This is a genomic window from Cupriavidus sp. GW821-FHT02F09 (assembly GCF_059421605.1).
Genome location: NZ_JBWKVH010000001.1, coordinates 485,643 through 500,724, shown reverse-complemented (window position 1 = coordinate 500,724; position 15,082 = coordinate 485,643). Strand labels below are relative to the sequence as shown.

The window sequence follows — 15,082 nt, the reverse complement described above, 5'->3', positions numbered from 1 at the left end:
CCGCCATGCCTGACCACACTTACCACACTTACCACGCTTACCACCCTTACCACGCCCGCCTTTCCTCCAGCCCGCCCACCCAACGGATTTCCGCCTTGAGTACCTATCCACGACGCGGCATCCTCGCCGGCCTCATTGCAGGCATCGCAAGCATCGCCGCGGCCGGCCTGGCCGGCTGCACCACGGTCGACGTCGCCGTGCCCGACAGTATCGCGGCGCCGGCCGCGTTCAGCGAAGCCCCCGCCGAGGGCACGCCGGCCGCGGCGCAGGACCTGGCGCAGTGGTGGCAGAACTGGAACGACCCGCAACTGACGCAGCGCGTGACCGAGGCGCTGGCGGCCAATCTCGATCTGCGCGTGGCCCAGGCGCGCGTGGCGGAGGCACGCGCGATCGGGCAGGTTGCGGAATCGGCGCTCTACCCGACGCTGTCGGCGCAGGCGCGCGCGGCGCGCGGCGTGGCCGACTTGCGCAGCCCCCCGGGCCTGCCGGATACCTCGCCCGGCCTGGACGGCCATCTTGCCGGACTGACCGTGGCCTGGGAGGTCGACGTCTTCGGCGCCCGCCGCAGCGACGCGCAAGCCGCAGCGGCCGTTGCCCTCAGCGCGCAAGAGCGCCTGCGCGGCACGCGCCTGGTGATCGCCGCCGACGTGGCCGAGAACTACCTGGCGGCGCGCGGCCTGCAGCGCCGCCTGCAGCAACTGGACCGGAGCACGGAAATCGTCGCTCAGTTGCTGAGCTATACCCGCGCGCGCTATGCGGCCGGACAGGCGCTGTCCTACGATGTCGACCGCGTGAACGAACAGCTTGGCGCGTTGCAGGCGCAGCGCCCGGTGCTGACGAGCCAGATCTCGATGCGGGAACGCCGCCTTGCGGTGCTCGCCGGCCAGGTGCCGCAGGCCGCGGCGGCGCTTTCGCCGCCGCCCGCGTTCTTCGTGCCGTCGCCGCCCGCCGGGCAGGTGCCGTCGGACGTGATCGAGCGGCGCCCGGATGTGCGCGCCATGGCCGCGCTGGTACGCGCGCAGGCTGCCAGGCTCGGCAGCGCCAAGGCGGAACGGTTTCCCCGGTTTTACCTGACTTTCCTCGGCCAGGACGGGCGCCTGCACGTGGACGGGCTGCCGGCGCTGAGCGGCACCGGCGGGCTGGTGGGCGTTGGCGTGCAGTTGCCGATCTTCACCGCGGGCCGCGTCCAGGCCGGCATCGATGCTGGCGACGCCCGCCTGCAGGCCGCGCAGGCCGAATACAACCAGACGGTACTGCGCACGCTGGAGGAAGTGGATAACGCCTACAGCCAGCGCAGCAGCCTGGACCAGCGCGGCGCCCGGCTGGCCGACGTGGTCGCCACCGCGCAGCGCAACAGCCAGAACGCCACGCGCCTCTACGAAGGCGGACAGCGCACGCTGCAGGATGTGCTGGACGCGCGCGTCGGCGCGCTGCAGCGGGCGGACGAACTGATCCAGACGCAAACGGCGCAGGCACTGGCCGCCGTGCAGCTGTATCGGGCGCTCGGCGGAGAATGGCCGGGCGATCCGGAGTCAGCCCGGCATTGAGCTTGATGCATGCGCGTCCGGCGCGGAATCCGCCTACCCTCCCGTTTTCAACATCCGCCACAGCGTGGTGCGCCCGATCCCCAGTTGCCTGCTGGCCTCGGCGCGGTTGCCGCCGGCTTGTTCGAGCGCAAGCAGTACGTCGGCGCGGGTCAGCGCAAGCCGCTGTGCATCGCTGCCAAGCGCCGGCGGCTCCGGGCGCATTCGCTCGAATTCGGGAAAGACAGCGCGAATCTCCTGCATGGATCCGGCCTGGGGATCGCCAAGGTAGATCGCCGCGCGGGTCAGCAGATTTTCCAGTTCGCGCACGTTGCCCGGCCATGCGTATCCGTGGAACAGGGGGGCCAGCAGTTCCAGCGCACGCGCCATGACTTCGTCCGGCAAGCCATATTGCGCGATGCTCCGCTTGACCAGGTGGCGCGCCAGTTCCGGTATATCGCTGCGCCGCTCGCGCAACGCCGGAAGCGCGATCTGCAGCAGGTTCAGCCGGAAGTAAAGGTCTGCGCGAAACAGGCCCTTTGCCACCAGGGCGTGCAGGTCCCGGTGCGTCGCCGCGATGACGCGCACATCGATCGGCGTGGCGCGCCCAGAGCCTAGCTTCATGACCTCGCGTTCCTGCAATACGCGCAACAGCCGGCTTTGCAGGGCCGCCGGCATCTCCCCGATCTCATCGAGGAAAATCGTCCCGGTGTGGGCGGTCTCGAACAATCCAGGCCTGCCTCCGCGCCGCGCGCCCGTGAACGCACCCTCTTCATGCCCGAACAGTTCACTCTCTATCAGGCCTTCCGGCAAGGCCGCGCAATTGAAGGCGACGAAGGGGTTGCCGCGGCGGCCGCTCGCGTTGTGAATGCCCTGCGCGACCAACTCCTTGCCTGTCCCGCTCTCGCCCGTCAGCAGTATGGTCGCGTCATGCGCCGCGCCGGCACGGGCGAGGCGCCGCACCCTGTCCAGCACGGCGGAGCTGCCGCTCAGGTCGTCCAGGCTGTGCCGTGCGACCAGCTGTGTCGGGCGCTGGGTGGTCCGCAATGACCGGTCGATGCGCTGCGCGGCCTGCGCGTCCTGCACCGTCACCACCGAGCCGGTACGCAGGCCATGCTCGACGATGGGCAGGCAGGTCACGATCAGCGCCCGCCCGCCGATGCGCGCGATCCGTTCTTCTAGCGGGCCTTCGGTGCTGATGGATTCGCGCAGGAAGGGCCCCACCGCAGCCGTCAGCTGACGCGGGATATCCTTGTCGCCAGCCAGCCCGAGCAGGCCGACCATGGCGGGATTGACGGCTTCGAGCTGCCCGGCGTCGTCGAACGCTGCCACGCCATCGCGCAGGTGCGCCACGATGGTGTTCAAGCGCACGCGCTTCGACTCCTTGTGCCGGCTGACCCTTGCCAGCTCGATAGAGCGCTCGAAGGCTTCCTCGACCGCCCCAAGGGAGTACAGGAACACGCTTTCGAGGCCGGCCTGCTGTGCGAAGTCGCACGCCATGCCGGGTCCGATGATGACAGTGCAACCCTGCGCGGCAAGCGATGCGACCGCGGTCCGTACCTCGTCGATCGAGCGATAGGCGCGTTGGAGCAGATCCACCTTCAACCAGGCCCGCAGATCGTCAAGCTCATGCGAAACCGTCTCATGCAGGACGAGCCCGACCTGCTCTCCCGGCCAGGCCGAAGCGGCTTGCGCGATCGCGCTGAGCACGTCAAAGCCGTTTACCTTGACCATCACCACGGGCACGCTCAGGTGATCGCGCAGATAGGCCCCGTTCGAGCCCGCCGCAAGCACGACATCCACGGTGCCCGCGTCGACGTATGCCTGCAGCGCGGCGACCGCGGCGCCATACCCTTCTCGTACCGCAAGTATCTTCGCCCGGTCGCTGTAGCGCGGCGCCACGGTTTCGCACAACGCTTGCAGGCGGCTGATGCTGACCAGGGCAATGCCGGGCCGATGCGCGTCGTGCCGCGAAACGGAAGTGAATGGAGAGAGCGTCGGCACGAGAGGTTTCCTCTAGCAGGTGTGAGATGTTCCACGAAACGTTTCGCGAAACGTTTCATAAAAATAAAGGAACATTCTCGCACGAATCACTCGTTGGGGTGCGCGCGTAAGTTATTGATTTATCTGGAGATATGAAAAATCCAGCCATTGGCATGGATTGTGCTGAAAGGGGGTCTCCTTCATTCAGAGTCCAGAGGTAAGTGCCATGTCATCTCATTCAGCCATCCGCCGCGCGGCATTGCGCCGCAAGGTCGACGAGCGCAGGGGCCTGCTGGTGCCCGGCGCGTTCAACGCGCTAAGTGCCCGCATCATCGAGGACGCCGGCTTCGAGGCGCTCTACCTGACGGGTGCAGGCGTGACCAATATGTCGTTCGGGCTGCCCGATCTGGCCTTTATCGGGCTGCAGGATATCGCCGAGCATACGGCCCGCGTGCGCGATGCCGTCGACCTGCCGCTGATCGTGGACGCGGACACGGGCTTCGGCAATGCGCTGAACGTCCGCCACGCGGTGCGCACGCTTGAGCGCGCAGGTGCCGACGCCATCCAGATCGAGGATCAGGTGCTGCCAAAGAAATGCGGCCACTTTGCCGGAAAGGCGGTGATTTCGACCAGCGAGATGATTGGCAAGCTTCACGCGGCCGTCGATGCGCGGGAAGACAGCAACCTGCTGATCGTGGGCCGCACCGACGCCTGCGCCGGGCACGGCATCGAAGCCGCGATCGAGCGCGGCCATCGTTTCGTCGAGGCCGGCGCGGATGTTCTCTTTATCGAGGCGACCGAGTCGCTCGCCGATATCCAGCGCCTGCCCGCGCTGTTCGATACACCCCAACTGATCAATGTCGTGATCGGCGGCAAAACGCCGACCCTGCCGCGCGACGAACTCGGCAAACTGGGCTATGGCATCGTGCTGTACGCGAACGCGGCGCTACAAGGCGCGGTCCACGGCATGCAGCAGGCGCTGACCGTGCTGCGCGACAGCGGGCGGCTGGACGAGGATCCGTCGCTGGTCGCATCGTTCAGCGAACGCCAGCGACTGGTGAACAAGGTGCTGTTCGACCGCCTCGAGCAGCAATACAAGGCGGGCGAGGAATAGCATCGGCGCCAGGCTATGCCCGGCGCATCCATCGTCAATTTCAATTGCCAGCCGCACGTGTCACGCGAACGGGAATGGATTTGTATGACGGCGTGCCGCTCTCCTTGTCGATGTAATCGAGCGGCACCAGTACGTTCGCCTCCGGATAGTAAGCAGCCACCGATCCCCGCGCGATGCTGTAGGCGATCGCCGTGATGTTCTTGAGCCGCAGCGGCCTGTCCGAGACGATGGTTTCGATGTCGACCAGGTCTCCGTGTTCCAGCCCATGCGACGTCAGGTCAGCCTCGTTCATGAACAGGACGTCGCGGCGCCCGAACACACCACGATAGCGATCATCCAGGGCGTAGATCGTGGTGTTGTACTGGTCATGGCTACGGATCGTGATCAGGCGCAGCACGTTCTCACCCCCGAGAACCACGGCATCCTCGTGCACGCCGCCGTACACGGAGAACTCGGCCTTTCCCGAGGGCGTCAGCCACTTGCGCTCGGTCGGCGGCAATGGAAGGCGGAATCCGCCCGGCGTGCGGATGCGTTCATTGAAGGCTTCGAACCCCGGGACGGTCCTGTCGATCAGGTCACGGATCTTGTCGTAGTCGGCAATCAGCTCCAGCCAAGGCACCTTGCTGTCCGGCAAGGTGGCGTGCGCGATGCCGGCAACGATGGCCGGCTCCGAGCGCAACTGCTCGGATGCAGGAGCAAGCTTGCCGGCCGATGCGTGGACCATGGACATCGAGTCTTCCACCGTGATCGATTGCGGCCCGCTTTGCTGCACATCGAGCTCGGTACGGCCAAGGCACGGGAAGATGTAGGTTTCCTTCGCCACCAGGAGGTGCGTGCGATTGAGCTTGGTGCCGACGTGCACGCTCAGGTCGAGCTTTGCCATCGCCGGAAAGGATTGCTCGGGATCCGGAAGTGCCACGGCGAAATTCCCGCCCAGACAGATCAGGGCCTTCGAGGATCCATGGATCATCGCTTCCATGGCATTAACGGCGTCGTGGCCGTGTTCGCGGGGAAGCTGGAAGCCGAAGACGCCTTCGAGCCGCTTGAGGAAGTCCTCCGACGGCTTCTCCGTGATGCCGACCGTGCGGTTTCCCTGGACGTTGGAGTGCCCGCGCAGCGGGCATATGCCAGCGCCAGGCTTGCCGAAGTTACCCCGCAACAGCAGCAGGTCGGCGATCAGGCGGACATTGGCCGTGCCCTTGTTATGCTGGGTGACGCCCATGCCGTACGTGACAATCACGGCGTTCGACTTCGCATAGGCAATGGCCACCTGTTCGAGATCGGCTTGCAATAGTCCGCTCGCCTTTTCGATGTCCTCCCATGTCGTGGCCTCCAGATCCGCGGCGAAGGCGTCGAAGCCGGTCGTATGCGCGGCGATGAATTCACGGTCAAGCACGTTGCCCTGTTCCGCCTCCATCGCCATCAGCGACTTCATGATGCCCTTGAGTGCGGCCGCGTCGCCGCCGGCGTTGACCTGGAAATAGGTCGAGGCGATCCGGGTCGAGCCGTAGGTGGCCATCTCAAGCCAGTTCTGTGGATCGGCGAAGCGCTCCAGGGCGCGTTCGCGCAGCGGATTGAAAACGATGATGGGCACATTGCGCCGTGATGCCTCGTGCAGCGTGCCCATCATCCGCGGATGATTCGTGCCCGGGTTGTGGCCGATCGCGATGATGAGATCGCACTTATCGAAGTCGTCAAGCGATACCGTGCCTTTGCCGATGCCGATCGATTGTGGCAGCCCGACACTGGTCGGCTCGTGACACATGTTCGAGCAGTCAGGGAAATTGTTCGTGCCGTACTCCCGCACAAAGAGCTGGTACAGGTAGGCGGCCTCGTTCGACGCCCTGCCGGACGTGTAGAACTCCACCTGGTCTGGCGGCAAGCCGCGCAGGATCTGCCCGATCCGGCCGAACGCCTCCTCCCACTCGACAGCACGGAACGTATCCGTGGCGCGATCGTACACGAGCGGATGCGTCAGCCGGCCCATGTCCTCCAGCTCGAAATCCGACCGCTGCAGCAGCGATGACACGGTGTTGTTTGCAAAAAACTCCGGGCGCACGCGCTTGGTCGTCGCCTCCCACGTGACGGCCTTCGCGCCGTTCTCGCAGAACTGGAAGTTGGAGCGGTGCTCCTTGTCGGGCCACGCGCAACCCGGGCAATCGAAGCCGTCCGGCTGATTGGTCCGAAGCAGCGTGATCGGGGCCTTGATGGTTTCCATCTGCAGCCGGATGGCCTGGGCCGTCGCTCGCAGCGCTCCCCAGCCGCCAGCAGGGCCGTCGTATTCCCTGATGCCGGGCACTTCGCGTCGATTGGTCATTTGATGAACTCCATGGATGAAAACTGTGGCGCTACGCAATCGAGCCGATTTGACGCGCCTCGCTGTCTACGACTATGCGGCCGACTTCTTCGGCCTTGATCCGGCACGACGATCCGGATCCGCGTCCTTCGACGTGGTTCCATCGGAAGGCGGGATGTCCTTTGCCTTGGGCTCGGCCGGGAGCTTGTCGAACCGTATGTCGCCGCTGTCGTTGTCGTAGTCGATCGTGGCGCTGTCGCCCGACTTCAGCGCGTCACCGAGAATCTCCTTCGCGAGACGCGTTTCGATGATCTGGCGAATCTGGCGCTTCAGTTCGCGTGCGCCGAACTCGGGCTGGTAGCCGACGTCGACCAGATGGTCGACGAGCGCCTCGCCAAAGCTGAGCGTGATGTCCTGTGCTGCCGCGGTACGCACGATGCGATCGAGCTGGATGTGCACGATCGCGCGGATATTCTCCTTGGCCAGTGCGTTGAACACGATGATCTCGTCGATCCGGTTCAGGAACTCTGGACGGAAGTGCCCCTTCAGCACGTCCATCAGCGCCTCGCGGACTGCCTTGTCAGGTTTGCGCGCGGCCTCGGGCCGCGCCAGGTTCTCCATGATGATGGAGGCCCCGAGGTTGCTGGTAGCGATCAGGATCGTGTTGCTGAAGTCGACCACGCGGCCTTTGCCGTCGGTGAGCCGCCCGTCGTCAAACACCTGCAGCAGCACGTTGTAGACGTCGGGGTGCGCTTTCTCGATCTCGTCAAGCAGGATCACGCTGTAAGGACGCCGCCGCACGCGCTCGGTCAGCTGGCCGCCCTCTTCGTAGCCCACGTAGCCCGGTGGCGCACCGATCAGGCGCGCTACCGCGTGGCGTTCCATATACTCGGACATGTCGATGCGGATGATCGCCTGCTCGTCGCCAAACACGGTTTCGGCCAAGGCCTTCGCCAGCTCCGTCTTGCCCACGCCGGTGGGTCCCAGGAACAGCAAGGTCGCGATCGGCCTGTGCGTCTGGCCGAGGCCCGCGCGCGACAGACGTACCGCATCGCTTACCGCGACCACCGCATCTTCCTGGCCAACCACCCGCTCGCGCAGCTTCGCCTCCATGGCAAGGAGCTTCTGCCGCTCCGCCTGCGTGAGCTCCGCGACCGGAATGCCAGTGAGGCGAGACACCACCTCAGCCACTGTTGCCACCGTCACCTCGAGCGTCTCCGAGCCTGTCTTTCGCTGCCACGCCTCCATCGCCTCGTCGAGCTGCTTCTGCTTCTCGCCGATGCGCTCCTCGAAGCGCTTCGCCTCGTCGAAGCGCTTGCGCGACGACGCATAGTCCTGCTCGCGCTTGAGCTGCGCGGCTTCCGCTTCCAGTTCCTGGATCGCGGCCGGACGGGATGTCGCACCGATTCGCACCCTTGCCGCGGCCTGGTCGATCAGGTCGATCGCCTTGTCGGGCAGGAAGCGCGACGTGATGTAGCGATCCGCGAACTCGGCCGCCGCGACAAAAGCATCGTCGGAGAAGGTCACCTGGTGATGTGCCTCCAGCTTGTCACGCAAGCCGCGCAGGATCACGATGGTCTGCTCGACGCTCGGCTCCGGCACAAGCACCGGTTGAAAGCGCCGCTCGAGTGCCGCGTCCTTCTCGATGTACTTCTGGTATTCATTCAGTGTCGTTGCGCCGATCAGGCTGAGCTCGCCGCGCGCCAGCGCAGGCTTGAGCACATTGGCGATGTCGAGGCCGCCCTCGCCCCCGCCCTGACCGGCCCCGACGATCGTGTGCAACTCGTCCACGAACAGGATCAACGAGTCCTGCTTCGCGGTGACCTCCTCGATCAGCTTTTGCGCGCGCTCCTCGAATTCGCCGCGGTACTTCGCTCCCGCAACCATCGCGTTGATATTCACTTCGACGAGCCGCTTGTCGCGCAGCACCTCCGGCACGTCGCCGTTGACGATCCGCTGCGCGAGTCCTTCCACGATGGCTGTCTTGCCGACGCCCGGCTCGCCGATCAGCACGGGATTGTTCTTCTTGCGCCGGGCCAGCACCTCGATCGTGCTCTCGATTTCCTGCGCGCGGCCCAGCACCGGATCGAGCTTGCCCTGACGCGCCATGGCGGTGAGATCGCGGCCGAACTTGTCCAGGTTGGGCGTGCCTGTGCCGCCTTCGATGCGGCCATCCTCCGCGCCCTTGCCCACCACCTTGACGACCTTCTGGCGCAAGCCTTCCGGTGTCACGCCATACTTCTTGAGCAGGGCTCCCGCGATGCTCTCGGGTACCGCGGCAAGGCCGATCAGCAGATGCTCGGGCCCGACGTACGAGTGGCCCAGCTCATGCGACGCCTGGAAAGCAAACTGAAAGACCTTCTTCAAACGCGGCGAGATCGTCATCCGGTCGAGCGGCGCGTCGGGGGCCGCTTCCCCAGTGCGCGCGTGCTCGTCGATGTAGGTCTTGATGTCCTGCGCCGATATTTTGAGCTCCTTGAGCAGTGCGCCGGCAATGTCGTTGTCGGCAAGCACGTACAGGAGATGCTCCGTGTCGAGCTCGGCGCGGTGCAACTCGTGCGCCTTTTCTGCCGCGCGCTGCAACAGTTCTAGCGTCTGCTCGCTGAAGGCGTCCGTGGCATCGACGGATTCGCGCGGCACCTCGGCGGAGAACGAGCCCGCATCGCCAGGCTCGCCGCCCATGCCCCCAAACAGATGGGACAGCCCGCTTGCTCCGCTCAACAGGGAGTCGAACGGGTTCAGCATGTTCTGGTGCCGCAACATCTGCCGGTAGTGATAGTCACAGATTGAGAGCGTCCTGCGCTCGCCGTTCTCCATCACGGTGACACGGGCAACCGCGGGGCGTGCATTACAGATATCGCAGAGGTCTGGCATGGCGTGAGGATCCTTGTTGGTCGAAGCGTTCAGACTGTTCGAATCGGATGCAGCATGGCAGCAGGGCTGTTCTGGCGTTGCGAGGCCGAGAGGCCACTGGAATCATCCAGCTGTTGACTGATTCTTCTGCCCCTGTCTTGGCAAGTTTCCGACTTCGTCGCAGTGAGATCAGCCTGTGGCTAACATAGCTGATCGCCAAGCCGGCGCAAAGATACAGTTGATAACGATCGGTGCGCGTCGACTGTGCTCTCCCTCTTTTCTGTCTGTTCGGTGAGGGAAATCGGATGAAATTGAATGGTGCGGCGGCGCTGTTCCTGATTCCGGGCGTGGCGGCGAGCACCGTTTAGAGCACAGTGGGATCGGCTTGCACAATACGATGCGGCAGAAGCCTTGCTGTGCTCTTGCCCGGTCCGTGACGTTCATTGAGAATGCTCGAGCAACGACGCAACGACGCGTTCGACCGGCACCCAGGAGGTCGCGGTTGAAAGAATCGAACACCAGACATGCAACGAAGACGGCATGACGATACGATGCGTAGCGGCCAGTCAAAGGAAGCCTTCAAATGAACAATCTCCATCGGCAGTTGGCGCCAATCTCCGAAGGTGCTTGGGAGCAGATCGAGCAGGAAGCATCTCGCACCCTCAAACGCTACTTCGCCGCTCGGCGTGTTGTCGATCTGATTGGACCGAAAGGTCTCGAATTCTCAGCGGTTGGCACTGGCCAACTGCGGGAAATCGCACCGCCGGGCGACGGCATCGAAGCGGTCCAACGCGATGTGCGGGCGCTGGTGGAACTACGGGTCCCGTTTGCGCTGTCGCGCCAGGAGATGGATGGCGTCGAACGTGGGTCGAACAATCCCGACCTGCAGCCACTGAAAGATGCGGCGCGCAAACTCGCACAGGCCGAGGATCACATTGTCTTCGAAGGCTATGTGGCGGCCGGGATCCAGGGGATCTCTCAGGGTGCCAGCCATGCCGCGCTGGACCTTCCACCCGATATCGGCGGATATCCGGCCGCGGTGGCGCAGGCCGTAGACCAGTTGCGCCGTGCTGGTGTCGATGGGCCCTACAGGCTACTTCTGGGCGACAAGCCATTCACGGCCGTGAGCGGGGCCACTGACAACGGATATCCCGTTCTACGCGACCTTCGCCAGCTTGTGGACGGCGACATCATCTGGGCGCCAGCGATGGACGGCGGCATGGTGCTCACCGAGCGGGGCGGCGATTTCGAACTGCACATCGGCCAGGACGTATCCATCGGCTACCTTGACCATACCGACGCCACCGTTCGATTGTATTTTCAGGAAACGTTTACCTTTCTCATGCTGACCGCCGAGGCAGCCGTCGTGCTTGGACGTTCGGAGCGGTAGATGGCCTGGCCTGCGGCGCGTATGCCTGTCGACCATCTCACGGCAGTAGCCACCTCCGCCACATGGCAGGACCGCGAGCATGCTCACCCGCCCAGCTCTTGAAACGCGTGGCCGTTGGCTTGCAGTTCCTTCAGGAGTCCGGGCGGCAGCTCGCTCTGCCAGACATGCCCCTCGAGCTGCCACTGACTTGCATCCTGGAGGTCGGGCAGGCCTGCCCCCTTCAGCACGTAGAGTCCCAGCGTCGGCTTCTTGAGATGGATGTAAAAGTCAAATTCCTGCATGTTCGGGCTCCCCACTAAAACGCAAGGGCCTGCCTTGGCCAGGCCGCACGCGTCAACAGACACCGCCGATCGATGAACACAGGGTCCATCCTTGTATTCAATGAGACCTGAATCCAATGGCCCCCATCGCGAGCCGGATGAGTGCCGCGACCAAAGCGACTGAAAGCACGCCGGCGGCCCAGAGCCCGACTAGCCAAAATAACTGGCTCCAGCGGCTGCGCCACCTTGAAGCCCGATTGAGCAAGTTGTTCATCTCTTTGATCCTCCGGAGTGACCAGCAACGCTTGCGTTCGGCGAACTTAACCTTCCCGCGAGACAAGTGGGCCATCCACCCAGCATAGGCACCTTTGAATGATAGGATAGACAGCGGTCCGGCTATCGCGAACAGTCATAACAGTCATAACAGTCATTTATCATTCCACCATTCTTGAAACTCGTCCTGGAATACACTCGTCAACATGGCAAACACGATCCCCGAACAGCAAGCCGTATGCAGTCCGATCACCCGTAGCGCGATCTTCATCGTCGCGGTCCTGTCCGCGGGCGAGAACAGCGCGGATACCGTGCGTGAATTGTGCGCGGATATCGGCGCCCTCGTTCGTGCCGTGGGAAAGCGAGTCCCCGGTGGCAACCTCTCGTGCGTCTGCGGATTTGGTTCGGATGCCTGGGACAGACTGTTCGGAGACCCCCGTCCCGCCAGCTTGCACGCCTTTCGCGAATTCGGTGCCGGCGATCGCCGCGCCATGGCGACGCCGGGTGACCTGCTCTTGCACATTCGCGCCGACCAGATGGACCTGTGCTTCGAGCTCGCAACACAGTTGATGAGCCGGCTTGGCGCGGCCGTGTCGGTGGTTGACGAAGTACATGGCTTTCGCTACTTCGACATGCGCAGCATGGTCGGCTTTGTCGATGGCACCGAGAACCCGACGGGCGCCGAGTCCATCCGCTTCACGATCATTGGCGATGAGGACTCCTCGTTCGCCGGGGGCAGCTACGTGATGGTGCAAAAGTACCTGCATGACATGGCTGGATGGAATAACCTCTCCGTCGAGGCGCAAGAGCGAATCATCGGCCGCACGAAGCTGTCGGACATCGAGCTCGATGCAGCGGTCAAGCCGTCGTCGTCGCATAGTTCGCTCACCACGCTTGAGGAAGACGGGGAGGAGGTGAAGATCCTGCGCGACAACATGCCTTTTGGACAGCCAGGCAAAGGCGAGTTTGGCACGTTCTTCATCGGGTATGCCCGCTCGCCCAAGCCGCTGGAGCAGATGCTTGAGAACATGTTCGTCGGGCGGCCGCCTGGAAACTATGACAGGCTGCTGGACTTCAGCAGGGCAGTCACCGGCGGCCTGTTCTTCATTCCATCGGCCACGCTGCTGGAAGACCTTGCCGAGCGTCGCCCGAATGCCAATCAAGCGGATAGCGGTGGTCATGGCTCCCCCCTGTCGTCGGAGGCGCAACGCCAGGACGGTTCCCTGATGATTGGTTCGCTCAAAGCAGCATCGCAAGCCGATTGACCGGGTCGACCTCGTTGGCATGCTCGGCACCTGTTGACTCCTGCTGACTCTTGCCAATCGGGAAGATCGGCTATGTGAATTGATAAGGCCGGACCGCTACCGTTTCCGCCGGTAGCTCGCGATCGCAAAGCTCGAGAATCGACCGCTCGATATTGCGCGTCATGGCATCGAGCGCCAGCGCGTTCGGTGCTAGTCCGAATGGCTCGGCGACTTCACTTGCGATCGCCTCCAGCGCAATCAGCGTGTAGGAGATGAAGACGCATAGCAATGGCGTGAAGAACTCCGTCGAGTCGACCAGGCCAAACGGAAGCAGCACGCAGTAGGCGTAGACCGTGCGATGCAGCAGCACGTTATAGGCAAACGGAATCGGCGTTGAGACGAGCCGCTCGCATCCCCCAAGCGCCTTACCCAACTCGTTGATCTGGGTGTCGAGTATCCAGCGCGTGGTGTCGGCTCCAGCGGCTTGTCCCTGGCAACGGGCGAGGCCGCGGCGAAGGTCATTCAGCAAGGCCGTCGGCGTGTAGGACTTCCCATGCAACGCCGCCATTTGCTCAGGGGCGAGGAAGCGGCGCAGGTCCTCTGTCGGGTCGGTCGCGCGCAACCGATGCTTAAGCGCATAGATGAACGCGATCAGCGTATTGGCGAGTCGGGTGCGATCCACCGCCTCCAGATGTTCTGGCAGATAGCAGAGCATCTGCGAAGTGAGCGAGCGCGATGCGATCAGCAGGTTGCCCCACAAGTGGCGAGCCTCGTTGAAACGGTCGTAGCTCGCGTTGTTCCGGAACGCGAGAAAGATGGCCAACGCCAGGCCGAACAGCGTGAATGGCGCCGTATTGAGCGGGATCTTCTCGCCAAACACCTTCCCATGGGTAAACACGGCCAGGCTGCTGACAGCCCCCATGAAAACAAGTTGGGGAATGATGGTTTGCAATACCGAACCGTTCCAGACGAACAGCATCAGGAACCAGTTTTGTCTCGGCCTCACAATCATGGCGTCTTCTTCTCCGGCATTGCCGCGGGTGGGGGATGCTCCAGGGCTAGCGGGAGCGAACTGCGGTGCGGCCACGCAGTCCGGCAAAGGACCGGAACGCCGGCGCGACCGGTATCTGGCATGGGTCAGTGATAGCCGGCATCGCCCTCGCGCACCTTGCCCCGGAATACCCGGTATTGGAGTGCGTTGTAGACCAGGATGACCGGTAGCACAATGACGGTGCCAACCAGCGCGAAGAGCTGGCTGGACGGGCTGGAAGACGCTTCCCAGATCGTCAGCGACGGCGGAAGAATGTTCGGCCAGATGCTGATGATCAAGCCGCTATAGCCGAGAAAGCACAGCGCAAGCGTCAGGAGAAAGGGGGTCGCTTCGTGCCGCAGCCGGACTGCGCGGAAGATGCCCCATGCACAGGCCAGCACCAGGACAGGCACCGGCAGGAACCAGCCAAGGTTGCCGCTGCCGAACCAGCGATGGGCCACCGCCGGCAATCCCAGTACCGTCCAAAGGCTGACGATCGCGATGGCACCCAGCAGCACGCACACCAGAGGCCGCATCAGCAGCCGCATCTTGCGCTGCAGTTCACCGTCCGTCTTCAGGATCAGCCATCCGCAGCCCAGCGCGGCGTAGGTAAGGAGAACGCCGATGCCGCAGAACACACTGAATGGCGAGAGCCAGTCGAACGGTCCTCCGGCAAAACGGCCGTCGACGATCCTGATCCCCTGCAGGAGCGAACCCAGCACGATTCCCTGGCAGAAGGACGCCAGCGCGGAGCCGCCAATAAAGGCGAGATCCCACAGATGCTGCGTCCGCTTTGCCTTCGCCCGCAGCTCGAATGCCGCGCCCCGGAAGATCAGGCCGACGACCATCAGGATCAGCGGCAGGTAGTTCGCCGGCAGCAGCGTTGCGTAGACGACCGGGAAGGCGCCATACAGCCCGGCCCCCCCGAGCACCAGGAAGGTCTCGTTCCCGTCCCAGACCGGCGCGACGGTATTGAGCATCACTTGCCGGTCTCCCTTGGCTTCGAAGAATGGAAACAGGAGGCCGATGCCAAGATCGAATCCATCCAGCATCACATAGATAAAAACGCCGAGGCCGATGATGGCGGCCCAGATCACGGGCAGATCGATTGACATG

Annotated in this window: 11 protein-coding genes; 4 read left to right on the top strand and 7 right to left on the bottom strand. The window is 63.8% G+C overall.

Translation table 11 applies throughout. The features are described from left to right. Positions 1–5: 5 nt before the first annotated feature. Positions 6–1,547, top strand: coding sequence for an efflux transporter outer membrane subunit (locus AC07XB_RS02485; protein ID WP_492827044.1), 1,542 nt, complete (start codon positions 6–8; stop codon positions 1,545–1,547). Between the two features lie 33 nt (positions 1,548–1,580). On the opposite strand, the gene prpR is transcribed toward AC07XB_RS02485, so the two are convergent. Beyond that, on the bottom strand, positions 1,581–3,527 hold the full coding sequence (prpR, locus tag AC07XB_RS02480) for a propionate catabolism operon regulatory protein PrpR (RefSeq protein WP_492827046.1): 1,947 nt from the start codon (positions 3,525–3,527) through the stop codon (positions 1,581–1,583). A 205-nt stretch (positions 3,528–3,732) separates the two neighbouring features. Between prpR and AC07XB_RS02475 the strand changes: the two genes are divergently transcribed. Further along, complete coding sequence (locus tag AC07XB_RS02475) at positions 3,733–4,620, top strand: isocitrate lyase/PEP mutase family protein (RefSeq protein ID WP_492375063.1); 888 nt, start codon at positions 3,733–3,735, stop codon at positions 4,618–4,620. 40 nt (positions 4,621–4,660) lie between these two features. Here AC07XB_RS02475 and AC07XB_RS02470 read toward each other — a convergent pair whose 3' ends face one another. Then, positions 4,661–6,937: an FdhF/YdeP family oxidoreductase gene (locus AC07XB_RS02470; RefSeq protein ID WP_492810287.1), complete on the bottom strand. Its 2,277-nt coding sequence runs from the start codon at positions 6,935–6,937 to the stop codon at positions 4,661–4,663. Between the two features lie 72 nt (positions 6,938–7,009). Further along, positions 7,010–9,790, bottom strand: coding sequence for an ATP-dependent Clp protease ATP-binding subunit (locus AC07XB_RS02465; protein ID WP_492827048.1), 2,781 nt, complete (start codon positions 9,788–9,790; stop codon positions 7,010–7,012). Between the two features lie 562 nt (positions 9,791–10,352). Here AC07XB_RS02465 and AC07XB_RS02460 point away from each other — a divergent pair. Further along, a complete protein-coding gene (locus tag AC07XB_RS02460; protein ID WP_492827050.1) occupies positions 10,353–11,159 on the top strand; it encodes a family 1 encapsulin nanocompartment shell protein in 807 nt (268 codons plus the stop codon). 83 nt (positions 11,160–11,242) lie between these two features. Here the strand turns inward: AC07XB_RS02460 and AC07XB_RS02455 are convergent, their stop codons facing one another. Then, positions 11,243–11,440 carry a hypothetical protein gene (locus AC07XB_RS02455; protein ID WP_492375067.1) on the bottom strand — a complete coding sequence of 66 codons (198 nt, stop codon included), beginning with the start codon at positions 11,438–11,440 and terminating at the stop codon, positions 11,243–11,245. 97 nt (positions 11,441–11,537) lie between these two features. Further along, positions 11,538–11,693 carry a DUF2474 family protein gene (locus AC07XB_RS02450; protein ID WP_416048501.1) on the bottom strand — a complete coding sequence of 52 codons (156 nt, stop codon included), beginning with the start codon at positions 11,691–11,693 and terminating at the stop codon, positions 11,538–11,540. A 205-nt stretch (positions 11,694–11,898) separates the two neighbouring features. On the opposite strand from AC07XB_RS02450, the gene AC07XB_RS02445 reads away from it, so the two are divergent. Further along, a complete protein-coding gene (locus tag AC07XB_RS02445) occupies positions 11,899–12,957 on the top strand; it encodes a Dyp-type peroxidase (RefSeq protein WP_492827052.1) in 1,059 nt (352 codons plus the stop codon). Between the two features lie 70 nt (positions 12,958–13,027). Here the strand turns inward: AC07XB_RS02445 and AC07XB_RS02440 are convergent, their stop codons facing one another. Both AC07XB_RS02440 and cydB read right to left on the bottom strand, forming a co-directional pair. Next, entirely contained in the window at positions 13,028–13,948 is a 921-nt protein-coding gene (locus AC07XB_RS02440) for a bestrophin family protein (RefSeq protein WP_492827054.1), read from the bottom strand. 125 nt (positions 13,949–14,073) lie between these two features. Further along, complete coding sequence (cydB, locus tag AC07XB_RS02435; RefSeq protein WP_492375081.1) at positions 14,074–15,081, bottom strand: cytochrome d ubiquinol oxidase subunit II; 1,008 nt, start codon at positions 15,079–15,081, stop codon at positions 14,074–14,076. Position 15,082 lies beyond the last annotated feature (1 nt).

What these genes read in the sequence shown, in the direction of transcription:
- AC07XB_RS02485 (WP_492827044.1), top strand. Translation starts at nt 6, where the DNA reads ATGCCTGACCACACTTACCACACTTACCACGCTTACCACCCTTACCAC.
- AC07XB_RS02475 (WP_492375063.1), top strand. Translation starts at nt 3,733, where the DNA reads ATGTCATCTCATTCAGCCATCCGCCGCGCGGCATTGCGCCGCAAGGTC.
- AC07XB_RS02470 (WP_492810287.1), bottom strand. Translation starts at nt 6,937, where the DNA reads ATGACCAATCGACGCGAAGTGCCCGGCATCAGGGAATACGACGGCCCT.
- AC07XB_RS02465 (WP_492827048.1), bottom strand. Translation starts at nt 9,790, where the DNA reads ATGCCAGACCTCTGCGATATCTGTAATGCACGCCCCGCGGTTGCCCGT.
- AC07XB_RS02460 (WP_492827050.1), top strand. Translation starts at nt 10,353, where the DNA reads ATGAACAATCTCCATCGGCAGTTGGCGCCAATCTCCGAAGGTGCTTGG.
- AC07XB_RS02455 (WP_492375067.1), bottom strand. Translation starts at nt 11,440, where the DNA reads ATGCAGGAATTTGACTTTTACATCCATCTCAAGAAGCCGACGCTGGGA.
- AC07XB_RS02450 (WP_416048501.1), bottom strand. Translation starts at nt 11,693, where the DNA reads ATGAACAACTTGCTCAATCGGGCTTCAAGGTGGCGCAGCCGCTGGAGC.
- AC07XB_RS02445 (WP_492827052.1), top strand. Translation starts at nt 11,899, where the DNA reads ATGGCAAACACGATCCCCGAACAGCAAGCCGTATGCAGTCCGATCACC.
- AC07XB_RS02440 (WP_492827054.1), bottom strand. Translation starts at nt 13,948, where the DNA reads ATGATTGTGAGGCCGAGACAAAACTGGTTCCTGATGCTGTTCGTCTGG.
- cydB (WP_492375081.1), bottom strand. Translation starts at nt 15,081, where the DNA reads ATGTCAATCGATCTGCCCGTGATCTGGGCCGCCATCATCGGCCTCGGC.